The sequence below is a fragment of the Escherichia sp. WS568 genome (genome assembly GCF_046486085.1).
GTDB classification, from domain to species: domain Bacteria; phylum Pseudomonadota; class Gammaproteobacteria; order Enterobacterales; family Enterobacteriaceae; genus Escherichia; species Escherichia coli.
Window position 1 is genome coordinate 81,734 of the sequence record NZ_JBJQMC010000018.1, and the last position, 25,470, is coordinate 107,203.

General features: G+C 51.4%; 27 protein-coding genes and 1 pseudogene. 17 read left to right on the top strand and 11 right to left on the bottom strand.

The features are described 5' to 3' along the window. Positions 1-114: 114 nt before the first annotated feature. The gene (gene bolA / locus ACJHWR_RS18500; protein ID WP_000973448.1) at positions 115-432 is read right to left on the bottom strand and encodes a transcriptional regulator BolA; all 318 of its coding nucleotides are present in this window, start codon (positions 430-432) and stop codon (positions 115-117) included. Positions 433-736: 304 nt separating this feature from the next. Between bolA and ACJHWR_RS18505 the strand changes: the two genes are divergently transcribed. The 9 genes from ACJHWR_RS18505 (at position 737) to ACJHWR_RS18545 (ending at position 9,111) form a co-directional block, all read left to right on the top strand. Then, a complete protein-coding gene (locus ACJHWR_RS18505) occupies positions 737-1,315 on the top strand; it encodes a lipoprotein (RefSeq protein WP_001295326.1) in 579 nt (192 codons plus the stop codon). 43 nt (positions 1,316-1,358) lie between these two features. Continuing rightward, positions 1,359-2,834: a muropeptide MFS transporter AmpG gene (gene ampG / locus ACJHWR_RS18510; protein ID WP_000098423.1), complete on the top strand. Its 1,476-nt coding sequence runs from the start codon at positions 1,359-1,361 to the stop codon at positions 2,832-2,834. Between the two features lie 459 nt (positions 2,835-3,293). Beyond that, positions 3,294-4,241: a cytochrome o ubiquinol oxidase subunit II gene (gene cyoA, locus ACJHWR_RS18515; protein ID WP_001239436.1), complete on the top strand. Its 948-nt coding sequence runs from the start codon at positions 3,294-3,296 to the stop codon at positions 4,239-4,241. Between the two features lie 21 nt (positions 4,242-4,262). Further along, positions 4,263-6,254 (top strand): cytochrome o ubiquinol oxidase subunit I, encoded by a 1,992-nt coding sequence (gene cyoB / locus ACJHWR_RS18520; RefSeq protein WP_000467180.1) that lies wholly within the window; start codon positions 4,263-4,265, stop codon positions 6,252-6,254. Next, positions 6,244-6,858, top strand: coding sequence for a cytochrome o ubiquinol oxidase subunit III (locus tag ACJHWR_RS18525; RefSeq protein WP_000179819.1), 615 nt, complete (start codon positions 6,244-6,246; stop codon positions 6,856-6,858). Before cyoB ends, ACJHWR_RS18525 begins: the two co-directional genes overlap by 11 nt. Further along, positions 6,858-7,187 (top strand): cytochrome o ubiquinol oxidase subunit IV, encoded by a 330-nt coding sequence (locus tag ACJHWR_RS18530; protein WP_000019869.1) that lies wholly within the window; start codon positions 6,858-6,860, stop codon positions 7,185-7,187. The genes ACJHWR_RS18525 and ACJHWR_RS18530 overlap by 1 nt, the downstream gene beginning before the upstream one ends. Before the next feature lie 11 nt (positions 7,188-7,198). Next, positions 7,199-8,089: a heme o synthase gene (gene cyoE / locus ACJHWR_RS18535; protein WP_000971336.1), complete on the top strand. Its 891-nt coding sequence runs from the start codon at positions 7,199-7,201 to the stop codon at positions 8,087-8,089. Positions 8,090-8,273: 184 nt separating this feature from the next. Then, a complete protein-coding gene (locus tag ACJHWR_RS18540; protein ID WP_001353405.1) occupies positions 8,274-8,585 on the top strand; it encodes a DUF1778 domain-containing protein in 312 nt (103 codons plus the stop codon). Continuing rightward, on the top strand, positions 8,569-9,111 hold the full coding sequence (locus ACJHWR_RS18545) for a GNAT family N-acetyltransferase (protein WP_000227787.1): 543 nt from the start codon (positions 8,569-8,571) through the stop codon (positions 9,109-9,111). The genes ACJHWR_RS18540 and ACJHWR_RS18545 overlap by 17 nt, the downstream gene beginning before the upstream one ends. Before the next feature lie 55 nt (positions 9,112-9,166). Here the strand turns inward: ACJHWR_RS18545 and ACJHWR_RS18550 are convergent, their stop codons facing one another. Next, entirely contained in the window at positions 9,167-10,102 is a 936-nt protein-coding gene (locus tag ACJHWR_RS18550) for a tetratricopeptide repeat protein (protein ID WP_012311701.1), read from the bottom strand. A gap of 406 nt (positions 10,103-10,508) precedes the next feature. Here ACJHWR_RS18550 and ACJHWR_RS18555 point away from each other — a divergent pair, with 406 nt between their 5' ends. Beyond that, positions 10,509-11,873 (top strand): MFS transporter, encoded by a 1,365-nt coding sequence (locus ACJHWR_RS18555; protein WP_001000978.1) that lies wholly within the window; start codon positions 10,509-10,511, stop codon positions 11,871-11,873. A 127-nt stretch (positions 11,874-12,000) separates the two neighbouring features. Here ACJHWR_RS18555 and yajQ read toward each other — a convergent pair whose 3' ends face one another. Next, positions 12,001-12,492, bottom strand: coding sequence for a nucleotide binding protein YajQ (gene yajQ, locus ACJHWR_RS18560; RefSeq protein WP_001138904.1), 492 nt, complete (start codon positions 12,490-12,492; stop codon positions 12,001-12,003). Positions 12,493-12,659: 167 nt separating this feature from the next. Here yajQ and panE point away from each other — a divergent pair, with 167 nt between their 5' ends. Both panE and yajL read left to right on the top strand, forming a co-directional pair. After that, a complete protein-coding gene (gene panE / locus ACJHWR_RS18565; protein WP_000705871.1) occupies positions 12,660-13,571 on the top strand; it encodes a 2-dehydropantoate 2-reductase in 912 nt (303 codons plus the stop codon). Then, positions 13,534-14,124 (top strand): protein deglycase YajL, encoded by a 591-nt coding sequence (yajL, locus tag ACJHWR_RS18570; protein ID WP_001276309.1) that lies wholly within the window; start codon positions 13,534-13,536, stop codon positions 14,122-14,124. The genes panE and yajL overlap by 38 nt, the downstream gene beginning before the upstream one ends. A gap of 53 nt (positions 14,125-14,177) precedes the next feature. On the opposite strand, the gene thiI is transcribed toward yajL, so the two are convergent. After that, complete coding sequence (thiI, locus tag ACJHWR_RS18575) at positions 14,178-15,626, bottom strand: tRNA uracil 4-sulfurtransferase ThiI (protein ID WP_000668665.1); 1,449 nt, start codon at positions 15,624-15,626, stop codon at positions 14,178-14,180. 205 nt (positions 15,627-15,831) lie between these two features. Here thiI and xseB point away from each other — a divergent pair, with 205 nt between their 5' ends. From xseB to yajO, 4 genes are read left to right on the top strand one after another with little or no spacing between them, the layout of a single operon-like run. Next, on the top strand, positions 15,832-16,074 hold the full coding sequence (xseB, locus tag ACJHWR_RS18580) for an exodeoxyribonuclease VII small subunit (RefSeq protein WP_001124935.1): 243 nt from the start codon (positions 15,832-15,834) through the stop codon (positions 16,072-16,074). Continuing rightward, on the top strand, positions 16,074-16,973 hold the full coding sequence (ispA, locus tag ACJHWR_RS18585; RefSeq protein WP_000347217.1) for a (2E,6E)-farnesyl diphosphate synthase: 900 nt from the start codon (positions 16,074-16,076) through the stop codon (positions 16,971-16,973). The genes xseB and ispA overlap by 1 nt, the downstream gene beginning before the upstream one ends. Positions 16,974-16,997: 24 nt before the next feature. Then, the gene (dxs, locus tag ACJHWR_RS18590) at positions 16,998-18,860 is read left to right on the top strand and encodes a 1-deoxy-D-xylulose-5-phosphate synthase (RefSeq protein ID WP_000006810.1); all 1,863 of its coding nucleotides are present in this window, start codon (positions 16,998-17,000) and stop codon (positions 18,858-18,860) included. Positions 18,861-18,914: 54 nt separating this feature from the next. Then, the gene (yajO, locus tag ACJHWR_RS18595; RefSeq protein WP_001199804.1) at positions 18,915-19,889 is read left to right on the top strand and encodes a 1-deoxyxylulose-5-phosphate synthase YajO; all 975 of its coding nucleotides are present in this window, start codon (positions 18,915-18,917) and stop codon (positions 19,887-19,889) included. Between the two features lie 53 nt (positions 19,890-19,942). On the opposite strand, the gene pgpA is transcribed toward yajO, so the two are convergent. The 6 genes from pgpA to nrdR all read right to left on the bottom strand — a co-directional run bounded on the left by pgpA (position 19,943) and on the right by nrdR (position 24,048). Then, positions 19,943-20,461 carry a phosphatidylglycerophosphatase A gene (gene pgpA / locus ACJHWR_RS18600; protein WP_000154044.1) on the bottom strand — a complete coding sequence of 173 codons (519 nt, stop codon included), beginning with the start codon at positions 20,459-20,461 and terminating at the stop codon, positions 19,943-19,945. Continuing rightward, positions 20,439-21,416: a thiamine-phosphate kinase gene (gene thiL / locus ACJHWR_RS18605; protein WP_000742096.1), complete on the bottom strand. Its 978-nt coding sequence runs from the start codon at positions 21,414-21,416 to the stop codon at positions 20,439-20,441. Before thiL ends, pgpA begins: the two co-directional genes overlap by 23 nt. 77 nt (positions 21,417-21,493) lie before the next feature. Then, a complete protein-coding gene (nusB, locus tag ACJHWR_RS18610) occupies positions 21,494-21,913 on the bottom strand; it encodes a transcription antitermination factor NusB (RefSeq protein WP_000801125.1) in 420 nt (139 codons plus the stop codon). 19 nt (positions 21,914-21,932) lie between these two features. Further along, on the bottom strand, positions 21,933-22,403 hold the full coding sequence (gene ribE / locus ACJHWR_RS18615) for a 6,7-dimethyl-8-ribityllumazine synthase (protein WP_001021161.1): 471 nt from the start codon (positions 22,401-22,403) through the stop codon (positions 21,933-21,935). A gap of 88 nt (positions 22,404-22,491) precedes the next feature. After that, positions 22,492-23,595: a bifunctional diaminohydroxyphosphoribosylaminopyrimidine deaminase/5-amino-6-(5-phosphoribosylamino)uracil reductase RibD gene (gene ribD / locus ACJHWR_RS18620; RefSeq protein ID WP_001150488.1), complete on the bottom strand. Its 1,104-nt coding sequence runs from the start codon at positions 23,593-23,595 to the stop codon at positions 22,492-22,494. A 3-nt stretch (positions 23,596-23,598) separates the two neighbouring features. Continuing rightward, positions 23,599-24,048, bottom strand: coding sequence for a transcriptional regulator NrdR (nrdR, locus tag ACJHWR_RS18625; RefSeq protein ID WP_000543535.1), 450 nt, complete (start codon positions 24,046-24,048; stop codon positions 23,599-23,601). A gap of 150 nt (positions 24,049-24,198) precedes the next feature. Between nrdR and ACJHWR_RS18630 the strand changes: the two are divergent. Further along, positions 24,199-24,327, top strand: a pseudogene (locus ACJHWR_RS18630) (DUF3251 domain-containing protein); the annotation flags it as partial. 44 nt (positions 24,328-24,371) lie between these two features. Here ACJHWR_RS18630 and ACJHWR_RS18635 read toward each other — a convergent pair. Continuing rightward, on the bottom strand, positions 24,372-25,470 hold a 1,099-nt coding region (locus ACJHWR_RS18635), incomplete at its 5' end, for an RNA-guided endonuclease InsQ/TnpB family protein (RefSeq protein ID WP_410226708.1).

Below are 25,470 nucleotides of genomic sequence, written 5' to 3' on the forward strand. Positions count from 1 at the left end.
CTGAATGCTGGGCAAAAAGCGCAAAATCCAGACAAAACAAAACGGCCCGCAGGCCGTTTTTCATAAAATCTTTAGCAACATACTGGAAAAGCGCCGACAGTTGCAAATGCGTTTTTACGCGATGCTTCCTGCTCCACGACAGGGAGGAGAGGCAAAGACGGTGTCCTGCAACCCTTCCCACTCCTTAATAGTGTAAGTATGCAGAGCCAGCGCATGAACGGTAGTAGAGAGTTCCTCCGCTAAAGTACTGTAAATCATTCGATGACGATTCAGAAAACGTTCACCCGTAAAACGATCGCTGACCAGCACAACTTTAAAATGGCTTTCAGAGCCGGCTGGGACATTGTGACGATAGCTTTCATCCACTACTTCGAGGAATACGGGTTGGAACGCCGCCCTTAATTTTTCTTCTATCCGCTCACGTATCATCATGAAATATCTCCTCCGACAACGCTGAGATGTCATCCATCCCTTTAAATACTAGCCGCTTTTACCGTTTCCATTGCAGCTTAACAACAAATATTTAGGTTTCGTCCTGGTTTTTCCGTCAAGCGTATGAAGTTTACTGATTTAAAGATTGAAACACAGGCCTCGCATCAGCGTTTCTTTTACCAGGGGCGATTATTTCGTCAACATGATGAATTTACATGCCTTACCCACTTCCCCTCGCCGTTGGCAATGTTATGATGGCGGGAATTTTTACCAAACACGCTTAAGAGTCTCTGAGAGCCCGAACATGTTCAAAAAAATCCTCTTCCCGTTAGTTGCTCTGTTTATGCTTGCAGGATGCGCAAAACCGCCAACAACTATTGAAGTTTCACCGACGATAACACTGCCACAGCAGGATCCAAGCCTGATGGGCGTCACCGTAAGCATTAATGGTGCCGATCAGCGTACCGATCAGGCGCTGGCAAAAGTCACCCGCGATAATCAAATCGTTACCCTGACCGCCTCCCGCGATCTGCGTTTCCTGCTGCAAGAAGTGCTGGAAAAACAGATGACCGCGCGTGGTTACATGGTTGGTCCGAATGGCCCGGTTAATCTGCAAATCATCGTTAGCCAACTGTATGCTGACGTGTCCCAGGGCAACGTGCGCTATAACATCGCCACCAAAGCGGATATCGCTATCATCGCTACCGCGCAGAATGGCAACAAAATGACCAAAAACTATCGTGCCAGCTACAACGTTGAAGGTGCGTTCCAGGCCTCCAACAAAAATATCGCCGATGCGGTTAACAGTGTGCTGACCGATACCATCGCTGATATGTCTCAGGACACCAGCATCCACGAATTCATCAAGCAGAACGCGCGTTAATTTCTGCCCTCTGGCCCGGTGCAAGTCGGGCCTGTAGACGCCCATGTCCAGTCAATATTTACGTATTTTTCAACAGCCGCGTTCAGCCATATTGCTGATTCTGGGTTTTGCTTCCGGGCTACCGCTCGCCCTGACATCCGGCACCTTACAGGCCTGGATGACGGTCGAGAATATCGATCTTAAAACCATTGGTTTCTTCTCTCTGGTAGGCCAGGCTTACGTTTTTAAATTCCTCTGGTCACCACTGATGGACCGCTACACGCCCCCATTTTTCGGGCGGCGGCGCGGTTGGCTGCTCGCCACGCAAATTCTGTTATTAGTCGCCATTGCGGCGATGGGTTTTCTCGAACCAGGCACCCAGCTCCGCTGGATGGCGGCACTGGCGGTGGTGATCGCTTTTTGCTCTGCCTCCCAGGATATTGTCTTCGATGCGTGGAAAACCGATGTGCTCCCGGCAGAAGAACGTGGTGCGGGCGCGGCAATCAGCGTGCTGGGTTACCGTTTAGGGATGCTGGTTTCCGGCGGCTTAGCCCTGTGGCTGGCAGATAAATGGCTGGGCTGGCAGGGCATGTACTGGTTGATGGCGGCGCTGTTGATCCCCTGTATTATCGCGACGTTGCTTGCACCAGAACCCACCGACACCATTCCTGTGCCCAAAACGCTGGAACAAGCGGTTGTTGCACCTCTGCGCGATTTCTTTGGTCGCAATAATGCCTGGCTTATTTTGCTTCTTATCGTGCTGTATAAGCTGGGCGACGCATTCGCTATGAGCCTGACAACCACGTTTTTGATTCGCGGCGTCGGGTTTGATGCGGGTGAAGTAGGCGTGGTTAACAAAACGCTTGGCTTACTGGCGACCATTGTTGGCGCATTGTACGGTGGGATTTTGATGCAGCGCCTGTCGCTGTTCCGTGCACTGCTGATTTTCGGCATTTTACAAGGTGCATCTAACGCCGGTTACTGGCTGCTGTCGATTACTGATAAGCATCTCTACAGCATGGGTGCAGCCGTCTTTTTCGAAAACCTCTGTGGCGGGATGGGTACATCAGCCTTTGTCGCGCTGTTAATGACGCTGTGTAATAAGTCATTTTCCGCTACTCAATTTGCCCTGCTCTCAGCGCTTTCTGCTGTAGGGCGAGTTTATGTCGGCCCCGTGGCGGGTTGGTTTGTTGAAGCACACGGCTGGTCGACATTCTATCTGTTCTCCGTCGCCGCTGCCGTACCAGGGCTTATTTTACTGCTGATTTGTCGCCAGACGCTTGAATATACACGAGTAAATGACAACTTTATCTCCCGTACCGAATATCCGGCAGGTTATGCCTTTGCCATGTGGACACTGGCGGCGGGCGTCAGCCTGTTGGCCGTGTGGTTACTGCTGTTGACGATGGACGCGCTGGATTTGACGCACTTCTCTTTCCTGCCTGCTCTGCTGGAAGTCGGGGTTTTAGTCGCCCTTTCTGGCGTCGTGCTTGGTGGTTTACTGGATTATCTGGCGCTACGAAAAACGCATCTGACGTAATCTGTAAATATTATTTAGCTGTAGTAATCACTCGCCGTAATTATTACGGCTAAATAAACATCAGCATCGCTTATTAATATTTGTTCTTTTGTGCGGCTTAGCGTCTGGAAATTATTGACGCTATTTATGAATTCTATTTTTCTTACACGATTCAGCAAATGAGTCTTTATTTTCTCACTACCAAGTTGTCACCTTAATGATAATTATTTGTTAAATAATTGTTTTATTTCGCATTGGTTATACCAATTGCCCGCCCAGACTCCTTCTGCACTCCCCTTTTGTTATAACGCCCTTTTGCAACAGCTTCTTAAAATCAATCCGATATGTTTTGCAACATATGTGACCTGGAAGCCAAATCCAAGTAACAGGAATTTAATCATGTTTACAGTAATGTAACCTTCCCGTAAAATGCCCACACACTTTAAACGCCACCAGATCCCGTGGAATTGAGGTCGTTAAATGAGACTCAGGAAATACAATAAAAGTTTGGGATGGTTGTCATTATTTGCAGGCACTGTATTGCTCAGTGGCTGTAATTCTGCGCTGTTAGATCCCAAAGGACAGATTGGTCTGGAGCAACGTTCACTGATACTGACGGCATTTGGCCTGATGTTGATTGTCGTTATTCCCGCAATCTTGATGGCTGTTGGTTTCGCCTGGAAGTACCGTGCGAGCAATAAAGATGCTAAGTACAGCCCGAACTGGTCACACTCCAATAAAGTGGAAGCTGTGGTCTGGACGGTACCTATCTTAATCATCATCTTCCTTGCGGTACTGACCTGGAAAACCACTCACGCTCTTGAGCCTAGCAAGCCGCTGGCACACGACGAGAAGCCCATTACCATCGAAGTGGTTTCCATGGACTGGAAATGGTTCTTCATCTACCCGGAACAGGGCATTGCTACCGTGAATGAAATCGCTTTCCCGGCGAACACTCCGGTGTACTTCAAAGTGACCTCCAACTCCGTGATGAACTCCTTCTTCATTCCGCGTCTGGGTAGCCAGATTTATGCCATGGCCGGTATGCAGACTCGCCTGCATCTGATCGCCAACGAACCCGGTACTTATGACGGTATCTCCGCCAGCTACAGCGGCCCGGGCTTCTCAGGCATGAAGTTCAAAGCTATTGCAACACCGGATCGCGCCGCATTCGACCAATGGGTCGCAAAAGCGAAACAGTCGCCGAACACCATGTCTGACATGGCAGCGTTCGAAAAACTGGCCGCGCCTAGCGAATACAACCAGGTGGAATATTTCTCCAACGTGAAACCAGACTTGTTTGCTGATGTGATTAACAAGTTTATGGCTCACGGTAAGAGCATGGACATGACCCAGCCAGAAGGTGAGCACAGTGCACACGAAGGTATGGAAGGCATGGACATGAGCCACGCGGAATCCGCCCATTAAAGGGGTTGAGGAAGAATAAAGATGTTCGGAAAATTATCACTTGATGCAGTCCCGTTCCATGAACCTATCGTCATGGTTACGATCGCTGGCATTATTTTGGGAGGTCTGGCGCTCGTTGGCCTGATCACTTACTTCGGTAAGTGGACCTACCTGTGGAAAGAGTGGCTGACCTCCGTCGACCATAAACGCCTAGGTATCATGTATATCATCGTGGCGATTGTGATGTTGCTGCGTGGTTTTGCTGACGCTATTATGATGCGTAGCCAGCAGGCCCTTGCCTCGGCGGGCGAAGCGGGCTTCCTGCCTCCTCACCACTACGATCAGATCTTCACCGCGCACGGCGTGATTATGATCTTCTTCGTGGCGATGCCTTTCGTTATCGGTCTGATGAACCTGGTGGTTCCGCTGCAGATCGGCGCGCGTGACGTTGCGTTCCCGTTCCTCAACAACTTAAGCTTCTGGTTTACCGTTGTTGGTGTGATTCTGGTCAACGTTTCTCTCGGCGTGGGCGAATTTGCGCAGACCGGCTGGCTGGCCTATCCACCGCTATCGGGAATAGAGTACAGTCCGGGAGTCGGTGTCGATTACTGGATATGGAGTCTCCAGCTATCCGGTATAGGTACGACGCTTACCGGTATCAACTTCTTCGTTACCATTCTGAAGATGCGCGCACCGGGCATGACCATGTTCAAGATGCCAGTATTTACCTGGGCATCACTGTGCGCGAACGTACTGATTATTGCTTCCTTCCCAATTCTGACGGTTACCGTTGCGTTGTTGACCCTGGATCGCTATCTGGGCACCCATTTCTTTACCAACGATATGGGTGGCAACATGATGATGTACATCAACCTGATTTGGGCCTGGGGCCACCCGGAAGTTTACATCCTGATCCTGCCTGTTTTCGGTGTGTTCTCCGAAATTGCGGCAACCTTCTCGCGTAAACGTCTGTTTGGTTATACCTCGCTGGTATGGGCAACCGTCTGTATCACCGTGCTGTCGTTCATCGTCTGGCTGCACCACTTCTTTACGATGGGTGCGGGCGCGAACGTAAACGCCTTCTTTGGTATCACCACCATGATTATCGCCATCCCGACCGGGGTGAAGATCTTCAACTGGCTGTTCACCATGTATCAGGGCCGCATCGTGTTCCATTCTGCGATGCTGTGGACCATCGGTTTTATCGTCACCTTCTCGGTGGGCGGGATGACTGGCGTGCTGCTGGCAGTACCGGGCGCGGACTTCGTTCTGCATAACAGCCTGTTCCTGATTGCGCACTTCCATAACGTGATCATCGGCGGCGTGGTCTTCGGCTGCTTCGCAGGGATGACCTACTGGTGGCCTAAAGCGTTCGGTTTCAAACTGAACGAAACCTGGGGTAAACGCGCGTTCTGGTTCTGGATCATCGGCTTCTTCGTTGCCTTTATGCCACTGTATGCGCTGGGCTTCATGGGCATGACCCGTCGTTTGAGCCAGCAGATTGACCCGCAGTTCCACACCATGCTGATGATTGCAGCCAGCGGTGCGGTACTGATTGCGCTGGGTATTCTCTGCCTCGTTATTCAGATGTACGTTTCTATTCGTGACCGCGACCAGAACCGTGACCTGACTGGCGACCCGTGGGGTGGCCGTACGCTGGAGTGGGCAACCTCTTCCCCGCCTCCGTTCTATAACTTTGCCGTTGTGCCGCACGTTCACGAACGTGATGCATTCTGGGAAATGAAAGAGAAAGGCGAAGCGTACAAAAAGCCTGACCACTATGAAGAAATTCATATGCCGAAAAACAGCGGTGCCGGTATCGTCATTGCGGCTTTCTCCACCATCTTCGGTTTCGCCATGATCTGGCATATCTGGTGGCTGGCGATTGTTGGCTTCGCAGGCATGATCATCACCTGGATCGTGAAAAGCTTCGACGAGGACGTGGATTACTACGTGCCGGTGGCAGAAATCGAAAAACTGGAAAACCAGCATTTCGATGAGATTACTAAGGCAGGGCTGAAAAATGGCAACTGATACTTTGACGCACGCGACTGCCCACGCGCACGAACACGGGCACCACGATGCAGGCGGAACCAAAATCTTCGGATTTTGGATCTACCTGATGAGCGACTGCATTCTGTTCTCTATCTTGTTTGCTACCTATGCCGTTCTGGTTAACGGCACCGCAGGCGGCCCGACAGGTAAGGACATTTTCGAACTGCCGTTCGTTCTGGTTGAAACTTTCTTGCTGTTGTTCAGCTCCATCACCTACGGCATGGCGGCTATCGCCATGTACAAAAACAACAAAAGCCAGGTTATCTCCTGGCTGGCGTTGACCTGGTTGTTTGGTGCCGGATTTATCGGGATGGAAATCTATGAATTCCATCACCTGATTGTTAACGGCATGGGTCCGGATCGCAGCGGCTTCCTGTCAGCGTTCTTTGCGCTGGTCGGCACGCACGGTCTGCACGTCACTTCCGGTCTTATCTGGATGGCGGTGCTGATGGTGCAAATCGCCCGTCGCGGCCTGACCAGCACTAACCGTACCCGCATCATGTGCCTGAGCCTGTTCTGGCACTTCCTGGATGTGGTTTGGATCTGTGTGTTCACTGTTGTTTATCTGATGGGGGCGATGTAATGAGTCATTCTACCGATCACAGCGGCGCGTCCCATGGCAGCGTAAAAACCTACATGACAGGCTTTATCCTGTCGATCATTCTGACGGTGATTCCGTTCTGGATGGTGATGACAGGAGCTGCCTCTCCGGCCGTAATTCTGGGAACAATCCTGGCAATGGCAGTGGTACAGGTTCTGGTGCATCTGGTGTGCTTCCTGCACATGAATACCAAATCAGATGAAGGCTGGAACATGACGGCGTTTGTCTTCACCGTGCTAATCATCGCTATCCTGGTTGTAGGCTCCATCTGGATTATGTGGAACCTCAACTACAACATGATGATGCACTAAGAGCGGCGGTTATGATGTTTAAGCAATACCTGCAAGTAACGAAACCAGGCATCATCTTTGGCAACCTGATCTCGGTGATTGGGGGATTCCTGCTGGCCTCAAAGGGCAGCATTGATTATCCCCTGTTTATCTACACGCTGGTTGGGGTGTCACTGGTTGTGGCGTCGGGTTGTGTGTTTAACAACTACATCGACAGGGATATCGACAGAAAGATGGAAAGGACGAAGAATCGGGTGCTGGTTAAAGGCCTGATCTCTCCTGCTGTCTCGCTGGTGTACGCCACCTTGCTGGGTATTGCTGGCTTTATGCTGCTGTGGTTTGGCGCGAATCCGCTGGCCTGCTGGCTGGGGGTGATGGGCTTTGTGGTTTATGTCGGCGTCTACAGCCTGTACATGAAACGCCACTCGGTCTACGGCACATTGATTGGTTCGCTCTCCGGCGCAGCACCGCCAGTGATCGGCTACTGTGCGGTAACCGGCGAGTTCGATAGCGGCGCAGCAATCCTGCTGGCTATCTTCAGCCTGTGGCAGATGCCTCATTCTTATGCCATCGCCATTTTCCGCTTTAAGGATTATCAGGCCGCAAACATTCCGGTACTGCCGGTGGTGAAAGGCATTTCGGTGGCGAAGAATCACATCACGCTGTATATCATCGCCTTTGCCGTTGCCACGCTGATGCTCTCTCTTGGCGGTTACGCTGGGTATAAATATCTGGTGGTCGCCGCGGCGGTGAGCGTCTGGTGGTTAGGTATGGCCCTGCGCGGTTATAAAGTTGCTGATGATCGAATCTGGGCGCGCAAGCTGTTCGGCTTCTCTATCATCGCCATCACTGCCCTCTCGGTGATGATGTCCGTTGATTTTATGGTGCCGGACTCGCATACGCTGCTGGCTGCTGTGTGGTAATACAACCTCTCTATAAAAAAGGTGCTACGGCACCTTTTTTATTGTCTGAGATCAGAGATACGGCTAATAACCGTATCTCTTGACAGAGTGAGCATATGCACATAAATTAATCACACGGTTGATAGCCGTATTATGCATGAGATCGACTCCCTACGATTTCATTCAGTTAATCAAAGAGGTCATAATGCCTGGAAAAACAGTCGCTCTACCCGATATCGATAAAACGCTGAAAAATGCGCGGGTTGAACTCAAAACCAGCCCCGACGCCAAAAACAAACTTCGTGAAGCTGCGCAAGCCGTTGGGGTAGATTTAAGCGCTTTTATTTTGAGCGCAGCTATGGAACGCGCCGAAAGTGTGCTTGATAACCAACGTCGCCGTGAGCTTTCGAATCAAAGCTGGGAACTGATGAACCAACTCATCGCTGAACCTGCTCAACCGACGCTCGCCCTCAAGGCGTTAATGAAAAGGAAAAACAGCGATGGTCGACAAGCATGAAGAGATTACTCTGCCCATAGTCCTCTCCTGTAATTATCAGTCTGATATTACTTATCCTGGGCAAAAACAGTTTGATTGCGGTAACCCTGTTATCGATAAATTTGTACGCGCATCGCTAAAGAAAAGTGTGCGTAATAGCGACTGTGCTGCTAAAGCTCTTATTGACAGACAAAGTGGTGAACTGATTGGCATCTGTACTTTTACGGCATATTCGCTGGAAAAACAACGCGTTTCTGGCGTCCTTCAGGGTTCACAACCTTCAGAGATTGGTGTTGTCAGATTAGTCATGTTAGGGGTAGCGCGGAAATATCAAAAGCGGGGCTTTGGTCAGGACCTACTATGTGATTTTTTTGAACATGTAAAAATAATTCACCGGGCATTACCAATTAAAGGGGTTTATCTTGATGCTGACCCTGCCGCCATTAACTTTTATACTCGCCTCGGCTTTGTTCAGCTTTCAGCGAGGCCCAATGTTTTCGGTGCTGTACCGATGTTTTTAGCGATTCAGCATATTCTCGCGGCTTAGATTATTATCGCCTCCGGCCAGGGCTAGTTTTGCCTCAGCCGGGGACTGAGCAGCGTTACCACTTTTGTTCAATTGCCCCCGCTTTCAGCAACTCCACATCCTTGCCGTTAATGGTTGCCGTTGCGGCAACGATTGTGGTCCTTACAGTTGCACAAGATTTTCGCTCAAATTCCGGTTTATAAAGAATTAGAGACGAATTACTGGTAAATGAATCAAATATGTAATCAGTAAAGCTAATATTCAGCCGGTTTAAACCGAAAGGCGCGAAGCCAACCGTTTGGTTAATCTCCTTACCGGATGGGCTACGAATGCTGAATGTCACGCGAAGATTGGCCACTTCGCCTAATTTATTGGTGGTGGCGAAGAGGCTATCCATGCAGGAAAAACCTTTATCTAAAAAATTATCCCGCATCCCAGAACGGGTAACCGTGATCACGGGTAACGTATCGTCAACCGTTTTTCTGTCAATCATGTCTTTTCGACATGTAGCCAGAAAGTCTTCCGGGCCACCATAAATGTGGACACCTTTATCAAGATATTCCTTCGCTTTCTTACAATCTACCTCAACATACTGACCATTGGCGTACATCATGCCCAACCTGGACCATGCTAAATTCACACCGTATTGCGCGGCCTGATTAAATAGTGCATACGCTTTGGCATAATCCACCCGCACCAGCTCACCGTCGTAGTAGATACTCCCCAGCGCTAACGGAGCTTCTCTATCACCGTGTTTAGCGGCTAACTCAAACCATTTAATCGCTTCCTGAACATCAGGTTTGGTATCAAAGCGAGGCTGATAATATTCCCAGCCTAACAGGCTCTGCGCGTCGACATCTCCCAATTCAGCCATTTTATGCAGTCTATTTATAACATCGGGCGCAGGTTGACCACCGTATATGCTGTCATACAATTCATGCGCTTTCTCGCTTGCCACCACGCATGGTGAAACTATTAGCATTAAAGAAAATAATATTCTTTTAGTTAACATGTATACCTTTATGTTCTCTCTGTCATATATTTCCATAATAATTAACCACCAAACATCCATTTAATGAATAAATACAGTACCATAAAGGCCCAAGTAATAAGCACACATTTAACCTGAAACATTATCATCGATGTCACCAAATCGTTTATTTAGTGAGATAAAAATAGCATGTTCGCAAGATAAAAAATGCACATAGCAATCAAGAAATAATATTATTACTTTTGATGTAAAACTATTTAGCTTTAAGAATAATTTTTTCAACATATAGAGCATTCATTTTATGAATGCAAAATAAACATACCTGACACACAAACTATTCTCCTCTGTAATATTTTCTCATTAACACTCTGTTTACCCAACATGCGCTCCGCACTACACTATGTGGGCATTTTTTTAAGAGGTGGTAATGAACGATTATAAAATGACGCCAGGTGAGCGGCGCGCGACCTGGGGTTTAGGCACCGTTTTCTCGTTGCGCATGCTGGGCATGTTCATGGTTCTGCCGGTTCTGACCACGTACGGCATGGCTCTGCAAGGTGCCAGCGAAGCATTAATCGGTATTGCCATTGGTATTTATGGTCTGACTCAGGCCGTTTTTCAGATTCCGTTTGGCCTGCTTTCAGACCGCATTGGTCGCAAACCATTAATTGTCGGTGGGCTGGCGGTGTTTGCCGCCGGTAGCGTTATCGCTGCGCTCTCTGACTCCATCTGGGGAATTATTCTGGGCCGGGCGCTACAAGGCTCCGGTGCGATTGCCGCTGCCGTTATGGCGCTGCTTTCCGATCTTACGCGCGAACAAAACCGCACCAAAGCGATGGCGTTTATCGGCGTGAGCTTTGGCATTACCTTTGCCATTGCGATGGTGCTTGGCCCGATCATCACTCACAAACTTGGGCTGCACGCGCTGTTCTGGATGATCGCTATTCTGGCAACAACCGGCATTGCGTTGACCATTTGGGTTGTGCCCAACAGTAGCACTCACGTACTTAATCGTGAGTCCGGAATGGTGAAAGGCAGTTTCAGTAAAGTGCTGGCGGAACCGCGGTTGCTGAAACTCAACTTTGGCATTATGTGTCTACACATGCTTCTGATGTCTACGTTTGTTGCCCTGCCCGGACAGCTGGCTGATGCGGGGTTCCCGGCGGCTGAACACTGGAAGGTCTATCTGGCGACGATGCTAATCGCCTTTGGCTCGGTCGTGCCTTTCATTATCTACGCTGAAGTTAAGCGCAAAATGAAGCAAGTCTTTGTCTTCTGCGTCGGATTGATCGTGGTTGCGGAAATTGTGTTGTGGAACGCACAAACGCAGTTCTGGCAACTGGTGGTCGGCGTGCAGCTTTTCTTTGTAGCGTTTAATTTGATGGAAGCCCTTCTGCCTTCACTTATCAGTAAAGAGTCGCCTGCAGGTTACAAAGGTACGGCGATGGGTGTTTACTCCACCAGCCAGTTTCTTGGCGTGGCGATTGGCGGTTCGCTGGGCGGCTGGATTGACGGCATGTTTGACGGTCAGGGCGTATTTCTCGCTGGCGCAATGCTGGCCGCAGTGTGGCTGGCAGTCGCCAGTACCATGAAAGAACCGCCGTATGTCAGCAGCTTGCGCATTGAAATCCCGGCGGACATTGCCGCAAACGAAGCGTTAAAAGTACGTTTGCTGGAAACTGAAGGCGTCAAAGAAGTGTTGATTGCAGAAGAAGAACATTCAGCGTATGTGAAAATCGACAGCAAAGTGACGAATCGCTTTGAGGTTGAACAGGCAATTCGCCAGGCATAAAAGCGAGGCGAAATTGCCTGCTGCGCTACGCTTACCAGGCCTACAAAGTTCCTGAGTTATAAACCTTTGTAGGCCAAATCAGGCGTTCATGCCGCATCTGACATGAACAAAGCGCAGGTTGTCGCGATTAATCGCGGAAGTTTTTGAACTGGAACGGCTGACCGAGATCGCCCCCACGTACCATCGCCATAACAGCCTGCAAATCATCACGAGATTTACCCGTTACACGGATCTCATCGCCCTGAATTTGCGCCTGCACTTTCAGTTTGCTGTCTTTAATCATCTTGACGATTTTCTTCTGGGTCGCGCTCTCAATGCCCTGTTTCAGTTTCGCTTCCACAAACCAGGTTTTACCGCTATGAACGATATTTTCCGGTACATCCAGTGAACTGCCTTCAATGCCGCGCTTCAGCAGCTTGGCACGCAGAATATCCAGCAACTGATTGACCTGGAAATCGGACTCGCTCAACACTTTGATGGTTTTGCTGGCGTCGTTCAGCTCAAATGAGGCTTCAACATTACGGAAGTCAAAACGGGACTCCACTTCGCGGCTCGCGTTATCGACCGCGTTACGTGCTTCCTGAAGATCAACTTCAGAGACAATATCGAAAGATGGCATCTTTTCCTCTCCCTTCATTTTTGATGCGAAGCATAATACCTGCAAAGTTAAATAACCAACAGTCCTGCACCAGGACGTATCCCTTAATTGTGCATAGTCGCAACAGCATGCACAATTAAGAGATAGCCTTATTGAACACCCGGAGTGGTTGCGGGTGAGGAGGAACAATGAAAATTACCGTATTGGGATGCGGTGCCTTAGGGCAATTATGGCTTACAGCACTTTGCAAACAGGGTCATGAAGTTCAGGGCTGGCTGCGCGTACCGCAACCTTATTGTAGTGTGAATCTGGTTGAGACTGATGGTTCGATATTTAACGAATCGCTGACCGCTAACGATCCCGATTTTCTTGCCACCAGCGATCTGCTCCTGGTGACGCTGAAAGCATGGCAGGTTTCCGATGCCGTCAAAAGCCTCGCGTCCACACTGCCTGTAACTACGCCAATACTGTTAATTCACAACGGCATGGGCACCATCGAAGAGTTGCAAAACATTCAGCAGCCATTACTGATGGGCACCACCACCCATGCCGCCCGCCGCGACGGCAATGTCATTATTCATGTGGCAAACGGTATCACGCATATTGGTCCGGCACGGCAACAGGACGGCGATTACAGTTATCTGGCGGATATTTTGCAAACCGTATTGCCTGACGTCGCGTGGCATAACAATATTCGCGCCGAGCTGTGGCGCAAGCTGGCAGTCAACTGTGTGATTAATCCACTGACCGCCACCTGGAATTGCCCGAATGGTGAATTACGTCATCATCCGCAAGAAATTATGCAGATATGCGAAGAAGTCGCGGCAGTGATCGAACGCGAAGGGCATCATACTTCAGCAGAAGATTTGCGTGATTACGTGATGCAGGTGATTGATGCCACAGCGGAAAATATCTCGTCGATGTTGCAGGATATCCGCGCGCTGCGCCACACCGAAATCGACTATATCAATGGTTTTCTCTTACGCCGCGCCCGCGCGCATGGGATTGCCGTACCGGAAAACACCCGCCTGTTTGAAATGGTAAAAAGAAAGGAGAGTGAATATGAGCGCATCGGCACTGGTTTGCCTCGCCCCTGGTAGTGAAGAGACTGAAGCCGTCACCACTATCGATCTGCTGGTTCGCGGCGGTATCAAAGTCACCACTGCCAGCGTCGCCAGCGATGGTAACCTGGCGATTACCTGCTCGCGCGGCGTTAAGCTGCTGGCGGATGCGCCGCTGGTCGAAGTGGCTGATGGCGAATATGACGTGATTGTGCTGCCTGGTGGCATCAAGGGCGCAGAGTGTTTTCGCGATAGCACCCTGCTTGTCGAAACCGTTAAACAGTTCCACCGTTCAGGGCGTATTGTCGCGGCTATTTGCGCCGCGCCAGCCACCGTGCTGGTCCCGCACGATATCTTCCCGATTGGCAATATGACCGGCTTCCCGACGCTGAAAGACAAAATTCCCGCCGAACAATGGCAGGACAAGCGCGTCGTCTGGGATGCACGAGTAAAATTGCTGACCAGCCAGGGGCCGGGTACAGCTATCGACTTTGGTCTGAAAATTATCGACCTGCTGGTTGGCCGTGAAAAAGCCCATGAAGTAGCATCACAACTGGTGATGGCGGCAGGGATTTATAATTATTACGAGTAGTGTCGGATGCGGTAAACGTCGCATCTGACCAGATGCGACGTTACAACCACATATTACGGGCGATACACCTTCACATTGTTAAAGCCCTGCTCGCGCAGATAGAGCGCCTGCAGGCGGCTCATCACCCCGCGCTCACACCACAACAGCCAGGTTTTGCTCTGGTCGAGATCGCCAAATTTGGTGCTCAGTTTATAGAACGGCAGAGAAACCACATCAATCCCTTCGACTTTCAGTGGCTTATCTTCCTGTTCATCGATAGAACGGATATCGAGGATCACGTCGTTCGGGCCGAAGCCATTGACGGTTTCCACTTCCACCACTTCCTGCTCGGTCTGCTGGGCGATTTCGCGGATATCAACGTTATTCGCTTCCTCAACCACTTTATCGAGAATGCTGAAGTCAAACTTCTCTTCTTCCGCTTCAATCTTCGATTTAACCGCTTTCACCGTCGGGCTTTTGGAAATCACGCCGCAATATTCCGGCATCGTGCGGGCAAAGTCTTCGGTGCCAATCTGGCGAGCCAGGTTGATGATGTGCTCTTTGTCGTAAGAGATCAGCGGACGCAGGATCAACGTATCGGAGACGTTATCAATCAGGCGCAGGTTGGTCAGCGTCTGGCTGGACACCTGGCCGAGCGCTTCACCGGTAACCAGCGCCTGAACGCCGTAACGTTCTGCCACTTTGGACGCGGCACGCACCATCATACGTTTGAGGATAACGCCCATCTGACCGTCGTCGATTTTCTCGAGAATTTCCCCGACGACCGGTTCGAAATTAATAGCGACAAAACGCACGCGGTGGGAGCTGCCAAAGCGGTTCCACAGATAATGCGCTACCTGACGCACGCCAATTTCATGCGCCGCGCCGCCAAGGTTAAAGAAGCAGTAATGCACACGACATCCGCGACGCATCAACATATAACTGGAAACGCCGGAGTCGAAACCACCAGAAATGAGCGACAGCACATCTTCCTGGGTACCAATCGGGAAACCGCCAATACCTTCGTAGCGGCCTTTAATCAGCAGAAGACGATCGTCTTCCACTTCCAGATGGACAGTCACATCCGGATTGGTCAACTTCACGCGCGCGGATTCAATATGCTGATTTAAACCGCCGCCGACGTAACGCTCCACATCAATCGAGCTAAAATCATGTTTGCCACGGCGCTTCACGCGCACGCAGAAGGTTTTGCCTTCCAACTGATCGCGATACTGAACCAACGCTTTCTCGAAAATATCGTGCATGTCGGTAAACGGCACGTCTTCGACTTCGAGAATATGGTGGATACCCGGAATACGGGTCAAGGCGTCGCGAATGGCCAGACGCTGGTTTTCATCTTTTGCGCGAACTTCGATGTTATCCCAGTGGCGGACGACAGCGAGCGTCTCATCATAGTGCTTTAAAACGTTACGAATGTTCCCGGTAAGGATTTTTATAAAGCGCAAGCGCACAGATTGGCTTTTGATGGTGATTTCCGGGAACAATTTAATGATAAACTTCATGGCGGCAATGGTTCGTTGGCAAGCCTTAAGCGACTTGTATAGGGAAAAATACAGCAGCCCACACCTGCGGCTGCATCCAGGCGCGGAAGTATACCACTAACATCGCTTTGCTGCGCACATCACCTTACCATTGCGCGTTATTTGCTATTTGCCCTGAGTCCGTTACCATGACGGGGCGAAAAATATTGAGAGTCAGACATTCATTATGCCGAAGAAAAATGAGGCGCCCGCCAGCTTTGAAAAGGCGCTGAGCGAGCTGGAACAGATTGTAACCCGTCTGGAAAGTGGCGACCTGCCGCTGGAAGAGGCGCTGAACGAGTTCGAACGCGGCGTGCAACTGGCACGTCAGGGGCAGGCCAAATTACAACAAGCCGAACAGCGCGTGCAAATTCTGCTGTCTGACAATGAAGACGCCTCTCTAACCCCTTTTACACCGGACAATGAGTAATGGACTTTCCGCAGCAACTCGAAGCCTGCGTTAAGCAGGCCAACCAGGCGCTGAGCCGTTTTATCGCCCCACTGCCCTTTCAGAACACTCCCGTGGTCGAAACCATGCAGTATGGCGCATTATTAGGTGGTAAGCGCCTGCGACCTTTCCTGGTTTATGCCACTGGTCATATGTTCGGCGTTAGCACAAACACACTGGACGCACCCGCTGCCGCCGTAGAGTGTATCCACGCTTACTCATTAATTCATGATGATTTACCGGCGATGGATGATGACGATCTGCGTCGCGGTTTGCCGACCTGCCATGTGAAGTTTGGCGAAGCAAACGCGATTCTCGCTGGTGACGCTTTACAAACGCTGGCGTTCTCGATTCTAAGCGATGCCGATATGCCGGAAGTGTCAGATCGCGACAGAATTTCGATGATTTCTGAGCTGGCGAGCGCCAGCGGTATTGCCGGAATGTGCGGTGGTCAGGCATTAGATTTAGACGCTGAAGGCAAACACGTACCTCTGGACGCGCTTGAGCGTATTCATCGTCATAAAACCGGCGCATTGATTCGCGCCGCCGTTCGCCTTGGTGCATTAAGCGCCGGAGATAAAGGACGTCGTGCTCTGCCAGTACTCGACAAGTACGCAGAGAGCATCGGCCTTGCCTTCCAGGTTCAGGATGACATCCTGGATGTGGTAGGAGATACTGCAACGTTGGGAAAACGCCAGGGTGCTGACCAGCAACTTGGTAAAAGTACCTACCCTGCACTTCTGGGTCTTGAGCAAGCCCGGAAGAAAGCCCGGGATCTGATCGACGATGCCCGTCAGTCGCTGAAACAACTGGCTGAACAGTCACTCGATACCTCGGCACTGGAAGCGCTAGCGGACTACATCATCCAGCGTAATAAATAAACAATAAGTATTAATAGGCCCCTGATGAGTTTTGATATTGCCAAATACCCGACCCTGGCACTGGTCGACTCCACCCAGGAGTTACGACTGTTGCCGAAAGAGAGTTTACCGAAACTCTGCGACGAACTGCGCCGCTATTTACTCGACAGCGTGAGCCGTTCCAGCGGGCACTTCGCCTCCGGGCTGGGCACGGTCGAACTGACCGTGGCGCTGCACTATGTCTACAATACCCCGTTTGACCAGTTAATCTGGGATGTGGGGCATCAGGCTTATCCGCATAAAATTTTGACCGGACGCCGCGACAAAATCGGCACCATCCGTCAGAAAGGCGGCCTGCACCCGTTCCCGTGGCGCGGCGAAAGCGAATATGACGTATTAAGCGTCGGGCATTCATCAACCTCCATCAGTGCCGGAATTGGTATTGCGGTTGCTGCCGAGAAAGAAGGCAAAAATCGCCGTACCGTCTGTGTCATTGGCGATGGCGCGATTACCGCTGGCATGGCGTTTGAAGCGATGAATCACGCGGGCGATATCCGTCCTGATATGCTGGTGGTTCTCAACGACAATGAAATGTCGATTTCCGAAAATGTTGGCGCGCTCAACAACCATCTGGCGCAACTGCTTTCCGGTAAGCTTTACTCTTCACTGCGCGAAGGCGGGAAAAAAGTTTTCTCTGGCGTTCCGCCCATTAAAGAGCTGCTCAAACGTACCGAAGAACATATTAAAGGCATGGTAGTGCCTGGCACGTTGTTTGAAGAGCTGGGCTTTAACTACATCGGCCCGGTGGACGGTCACGATGTGCTGGGGCTTATCACCACGCTGAAGAACATGCGCGACCTGAAAGGCCCGCAGTTCCTGCATATCATGACCAAAAAAGGTCGTGGTTATGAACCGGCAGAAAAAGACCCAATCACTTTCCACGCCGTGCCTAAATTTGATCCCTCCAGCGGTTGTTTGCCGAAAAGTAGCGGCGGTTTGCCGAGCTATTCAAAAATCTTTGGCGACTGGTTGTGCGAAACGGCAGCGAAAGACAACAAGCTGATGGCGATTACTCCGGCGATGCGCGAAGGTTCTGGCATGGTCGAGTTTTCACGTAAATTCCCGGATCGCTACTTCGACGTGGCAATCGCCGAGCAACACGCAGTGACCTTTGCTGCGGGTCTGGCGATTGGTGGCTACAAACCCATTGTCGCGATCTACTCCACTTTCCTGCAACGCGCCTATGATCAGGTGCTGCATGACGTGGCGATACAAAAACTCCCGGTTCTGTTCGCCATTGACCGCGCGGGCATTGTTGGTGCTGACGGTCAAACCCACCAGGGCGCTTTTGATCTCTCTTACCTGCGCTGCATACCGGAAATGGTCATTATGACCCCGAGCGATGAAAACGAATGTCGCCAGATGCTCTATACCGGCTATCACTATAACGATGGCCCGTCAGCGGTACGCTACCCGCGTGGCAACGCGGTTGGCGTGGAACTGACGCCGCTGGAAAAACTGCCAATTGGCAAAGGCATTGTGAAGCGTCGTGGCGAGAAACTGGCGATCCTTAACTTTGGTACGCTGATGCCAGAAGCGGCGAAAGTCGCTGAATCGCTGAACGCTACGCTGGTCGATATGCGTTTTGTGAAACCGCTTGATGAAGCGTTAATTCTGGAAATAGCCGCCAGCCATGAAGCGCTGGTCACCGTAGAAGAAAACGCCATTATGGGCGGCGCAGGCAGCGGAGTGAACGAAGTGCTGATGGCCCATCGTAAACCAGTACCCGTGCTGAACATTGGCCTGCCTGACTTCTTTATTCCACAAGGAACACAGGAAGAAATGCGCGCCGAACTCGGCCTCGATGCCGCCGGTATGGAAGCCAAAATCAAGGCCTGGCTGGCATAATCCCTACTCCACTCCTGCTATGCTTAAGAAATTATTCATGGCAGGAGTGGCAGCATGCAATACAACCCCTTAGGAAAAACCGACCTTCGCGTTTCCCGACTTTGCCTCGGCTGTATGACCTTTGGCGAGCCAGATCGCGGTAATCACGCATGGACACTGCCGGAAGAAAGCAGCCGTCCCATCATTAAACGCGCGCTGGAAGGCGGCATAAATTTCTTTGATACCGCCAATAGCTATTCCGATGGCAGCAGCGAAGAGATCGTCGGTCGCGCACTGCGGGATTTCGCCCGTCGTGAAGACGTGGTCGTTGCGACCAAAGTGTTCCATCGCGTTGGTGATTTACCGGAAGGATTATCCCGTGCACAAATTTTGCGCTCTATCGACGACAGCCTGCGCCGTCTCGGCATGGATTATGTCGATATCCTGCAAATTCATCGCTGGGATTACAACACGCCGATCGAAGAGACGCTGGAAGCCCTCAACGACGTGGTAAAAGCCGGGAAAGCGCGTTATATCGGCGCGTCATCCATGCACGCTTCGCAGTTTGCTCAAGCACTGGAACTACAAAAACAGCACGGCTGGGCGCAGTTTGTCAGTATGCAGGATCACTACAATCTGATTTATCGTGAAGAAGAGCGCGAGATGCTGCCGCTGTGTTATCAGGAAGGCGTGGCGGTGATTCCATGGAGCCCGCTGGCGCGGGGCCGTCTGACGCGTCCTTGGGGAGAAACCACCGCACGGCTGGTGTCGGATGAAGTGGGGAAAAATCTCTACCAAGAAAGCGATGAAAATGACGCACAAATTGCAGAACGCTTAACGGGCGTCAGTGAAGAACTTGGTGCAACACGAGCACAAGTTGCGCTGGCCTGGTTGTTGAGTAAACCGGGCATTGCCGCACCGATTATCGGAACTTCGCGGGAAGAACAGCTTGATGAGCTGCTGAACGCGGTGGATATCACTTTAAAGCCGGAACAGATTGCTGAACTGGAAACGCCGTATAAACCGCATCCGGTAGTAGGATTTAAATAGGTATGCAGGCCTGATGAGACGTGACAAGCGTCACATCAGGCATCGGTGCACAACTACGACAGAATACCCAGCGGCCAGTGATGTCCAATAAAGTACAGGATGCCTGCGGAAATCACCCCGGCGACAATATCGTCAATCATGATCCCCATGCCGCCATGTACATTGCGATCAAACCAACGGATCGGCCACGGCTTCCACATATCCAGAATACGGAAAATCACAAACCCGGCGGCAACCCACTGCCAGTCATTGGTCGGCAGCGCCATGAGCGTGATCCACATACCGATAAATTCGTCCCAGACAATGCTGCCGTGATCGTGCACACCCATGTCTTTCGCCGTTTGATGACAAAGATACACGCCGATACAGATCCCCAGCATCACCACCAGCGAATAGAGCTGCCAGGGCAAAAAAGTCATCAGATACCAGAACGGAATCGCTGCCAGCGATCCCATCGTGCCAGGAACGATTGGGCTTAATCCACTTCCGAATCCGACAGCAAGCAGATGCCACGGATTACTCATCTTCAGGCGACTTTTCGCGACATCTTTATGGCGTGGCAAAATGGTCATATCCTTTCCAGTCTAACGTGACAGGTTCGCCGTCACGAATAAAACAAAGCCCTTCGATATCGGCGGTCATTTGCCCGATACAGGTAAACGGTACGCCCAGGTGTCCGAGAGCCACATCCAGCGCGCCACGGTTCAGTTCCGGCACAGTGAAACACAACTCGTAATCTTCACCGCCAGAGAGCGCCCAGCGCAACGCCTGTTCAGGTTCAACATGGCGAGAAAGCGCATCAGAAAACGGCAGCAATGCCAGGTCAATACGTGCGCCGCAGTCGCTGGCTTTCACGATATGCCCGAGATCGGAAATCAGACCGTCAGAGAGATCGATAGCTGAATTTGCCAGATCGCGCAGTGCCTGCCCCTGTAAAATACGCGGCGATGGACGGAGATGACGTTTGATCAAGTAGTCCGCATCTTTAGCATCGGCAACCTGCAAACGGTTTTGCAAAATCGCCAGCCCGGCGGCGCTATCGCCCGGTGTACCGGTCACATAGATCCAGTCACCCGGTTTCGCCCCAGCGCGCGTTAAGGCTCGTCCCATCGGAACAAAGCCGTGGATACCCAGCGTCATTGATAATGGCCCACGCGTGGTATCGCCGCCAATGAGTTGCATATCGTAATAATTGAGAAGATCAAACAAACTGTCGCTGAAGGACTCAAGCCACGCTTCGTCGACGTCCGGTAAGGTTAATGCCAGCGTCAGCCAGGCTGGATCGGCCCCCATCGCTGCCAGATCGCTTAGGTTCACCGCCAGTGCTTTATACGCCAGATCAGCAGGATCGATATCAGGGAGGAAGTGGTTGCCCGCCACCAGCGTATCAGTGCTGATCGCCAGGGTCTGCTTCTCGGGGATATTGAGAAGTGCGCAATCGTCGCCGATGCCCAGTTCGACATCAAGACGAGAACTTCTTACACGGTCAAAATAACGGGCAATCAGGGAGAACTCGCCACATGCCATACGTTATGCCTCAGCAGGTAAAAAAGAAAAGGCCGGCGATCGCGGAACGGTCTTCCGTGAATCTACCGGCCTGGATATCACTTTTTGTTAGGGCGAATCACAGGTGCTGCTTTATCGAGTACGCCGTTGACGAACTTATGGCTGTCTTCTGCGCCGAACGATTTCGCCAGTTCGATCGCTTCGTTAATGGCCACTTTGTATGGCACATCGCTACGTTTAGACAGCTCGTACAGCGCAATGCGCAGTACTGCTTTTTCTACCTGGCCCAGTTCTTCCAGCAGGCGGGACAGGTATGGCTTCATCAGTCCGTCGAGGTATGCGGTGTTAGTCGCCACCCCGGCCAGCAGCTCACGGAAGTACAGGACGTCAACGTCTTTTACATCCTGTTCAGCCAGGAACTGGTATTCAACATCAGCGATGTCGTTCTGGGACAACTGCCAGGAGTAGAGCGCCTGGACGGCACACTCACGAGCGCGGCGACGAGCAGCAGGTTTCACGGATTTCCCCTTACTAATTTCAGGCCTTGATGGCTTTCAATACATTAATCATTTCAAGCGCAGTCAGTGCAGCTTCTGCACCTTTGTTGCCAGCTTTGGTGCCAGCACGTTCGATCGCTTGTTCAATGCTTTCAGTGGTCAGAACACCAAAAGCAACCGGAATTTCGCTGTCCTGGGCAACATGCGCCAGGCCGTTGCTTGCACCACCAGCGACATATTCAAAGTGGGCAGTGCCACCACGAATAACCGTACCCAGCGCAATCACCGCGTCGTATTTACCGGTTTTAGCCAGTGCACCCGCCGCCAGCGGCAGCTCATAGGCACCAGGCACCCAAACAACGGTAATGTTTTCATCTTTTACCTGACCGATACGTTTCAGTGCGTCAATTGCACCTTCCAGCAGGCTGTCATTGATAAAGTTGTTGAAACGCGCGATGGTGATGGCGACGCGAGCGTCCGGGGTAGCAACGTTAGCTTCAATAATGTTCATTTTCTTCCTTCGGGTTCGAGTATGGCCCCGCAGGGGGGCGGATTTTAGCATAATATTTCGTGCTCTGCTTCCCTTTCGAGCCGGGAGATCATGCACCCACTAAATGCAGGCAAACATCCGGGCCTACATGACGTATCTCTTTGAATTTAAATTGGGGGGCGTCGGCTAATTTCTCAAGCCCTGGCAGCGAGCATAATCCACGGGCGTCGCTGCCTAATAGTTTAGGTGCGATATAGACAATCAGCTCATCGACTAACCCCGCCTGTAGCAATGCGCCAGCGAGCGTTGGCCCCGCTTCCACCCAGATGCTGTTAATTTGCTGTTTACCCAGTTGCATCATCAGTACAACCAGATCCAGATGACCTTTATGCTCTGGAATCAGCAAGGTACGCACCGTTTCCGGCCACTCACGAGAATCATCCTGAGTACGCGCGAACCAAGTTTCGCCGGGCTGCTGCACAATGCGATGTTCCGGCGTCACGCGATTTTGGCTATCAATCACAATACGTATCGGCTGACGGAGATTTTGTTGCGGATAGAGCGCCTGAGTTTGTTCATCCAGTTCAGACCAACGCACTGTTAAGGCTGGATCATCCGCCAGCACCGTGGCGCTGCTGGTTAAAATGGCATGACTTTGTGCGCGCAGTCGTTGTACGTCGCGCCGCGCCTGAGGCGAAGTGATCCACTGGCTTTCGCCGCTCGCCATCGCCGTGCGGCCATCAAGCGATGCGCCAAGTTTTAACTGAATATAAGGAAAGCCGGTGCGCATCCGCTTGAGAAAGCCTTTATTCAATTGCTCGGCTTCACTCATCATCAACCCGTGGCTGACGTCAATACCAGCCTGTTGTAGACGGTAAAGTCCACGCCCAGCGACCTGCGGATTGGGGTCTTGCATTGCAGCAACCACGCGCGCCACGCCCGCAGCAATTAATGCATCACAACACGGTGGCGTACGACCATGATGGCTACAGGGTTCGAGTGTGACATACGCCGTTGCGCCTTTGGCTTTTTCGCCGGCCATGCGCAACGCGTGTACCTCGGCATGCGGTTCACCCGCTCGTTGATGGTAACCTTCACCGACAGTTTCGCCATCTTTGACAATGACGCACCCGACATTCGGGTTGGGATGCGTGGTAAAACGTCCTCGTTGCGCCAGCTTTAGCGCCCGCGCCATGTAATACTCGTCCTGCACGGCTTAGTCCTCCAGGCGCGCGATCTCTTCGCCAAATTCTTTGATATCTTCGAAACTGCGGTAGACAGAGGCAAAACGGATATAGGCGACTTTATCGAGCTTTTTCAATTGCTCCATCACCAGATTGCCAATCATCTTGCTCGGCACTTCGCGCTCACCGGTGGCGCGCAGCTGCGATTTTATATGATTGATTGCCATTTCGACGTCATCGGAACTCACCGGACGTTTTTCCAGCGCCCGCAGCATTCCGCTACGTAATTTCTCTTCATTAAACGGTTCACGCACGTCGTTGCTTTTTACAACACGCGGCATAACCAGCTCCGCCACTTCAAAGGTGGTGAAACGTTCATTACACACCAGACACTGCCGACGGCGGCGTACGGATGAACCCTCGCCCACGAGACGAGAGTCAATTACCTTAGTGTCCACGGCGAAACAGAATGGGCAATGCATACGGCGTCCTGACCAGGTGGTTAACAGAAATCTATTTTACCCTGAACTGACGATACAACAAAGGCGCAACGCTTTTGAGATAAAGGATCGATGCTTTCACTGCTTTTACCCTCTACCATTAGGCTAATTGCGACGAGAAAGGGACGACCTATGAATACTAACGTTTTTCGACTGCTCCTGCTGGGAAGCCTGTTCAGCCTTAGCGCCTGTGTGCAGCAAAGCGAAGTGCGGCAGATGAAACACAGCGTCAGCACACTGAACCAGGAGATGACGCAACTCATTGACATCCTCCACGCCCTGAAGGACGTGGATCCCTGCTACGTTCAGGCTGTCGCCTGAATCATTTCGGTGGGTTCCTGCTTCAACGGGCGGCCTGACTGCACCATCCCTCCACAGGCAAGAACGGCGTGCCCCGCCGCTAAAATGTTACGAGCGCCATTTACATCGGCGTTCGCTGTATATCCACATACCTGGCATCTGAATTGACTTTGTGACAGGCGATTTTCTTTCGCTGTATGACCACAGCACGTGCAACGCTGGCTTGTGTACGCTGGCGGAACAGCAAGCACCTGACCGCCACGCCAGAGCTGCTTGTACTCAAGCTGGCGGCGCATTTCATACCAGCCCTGATCCAGTACCGAACGGTTTAAACCTGATTTTGCCCGGACATTGCGTCCCGGCTGGCTGACCGTACCCGCTGCTGACTTTGACATGTTGCTGACCTTCAAATCCTCAATGACTATCATTGCGTGGTTTTTGCTGACGGTCGTTGTGACTTTGTGAAGGTAGTCCCTGCGGATATTTGCGATACGGGAATGCAGTCGCTGTATTTTGCGTTTCTGCTTCTGCCAGTTATTGCTGAATTCGACCTTGCGGCTTAACTGTCGCTGAAGTCTCGCCAGCGTCTTCTGGTTTTTCTGAAAACTGTTTACAGGCTCAAAGACTGTGCCATCTGACAGCGTGGCGAGTTTAGCCACGCCAGCATCCAGCCCGACCATTGATGCTGAAGGGTGAACCGGAGTGGATACTTCACTTTCTGTCTGAATACTGATGTACCACTTACCGCAGGACTGGCTGACAGTGACATTTTTCACAACACCCGTGACCTGGCGGCTGTTCCGGTAGCGCATCCAGCCCAGTTTCGGCAGAAAAATACGGCTGTTTTCCTGATCGAGCTTAACGCCCTGCGGGTAGCGGAATGCATCATTCTGTCCCCGCTTTTTGAATCGGGGAAAAGCAGCCCGCTTCTGGAAGAAGTTTTTGTAAGCCCGCTCAAGGTCTTTCAGTGACTGTTGCAATGGCTGTGAGGGCGAATCTTTAAGCCATTGCGTTCCAGTGGCGTTTTTCCACTCAACCAGCCAGGAAGCCATTTTCCCGTAAGGGATGTATTTATTACCGGCCTCATGATTCTCATTCTGAAGC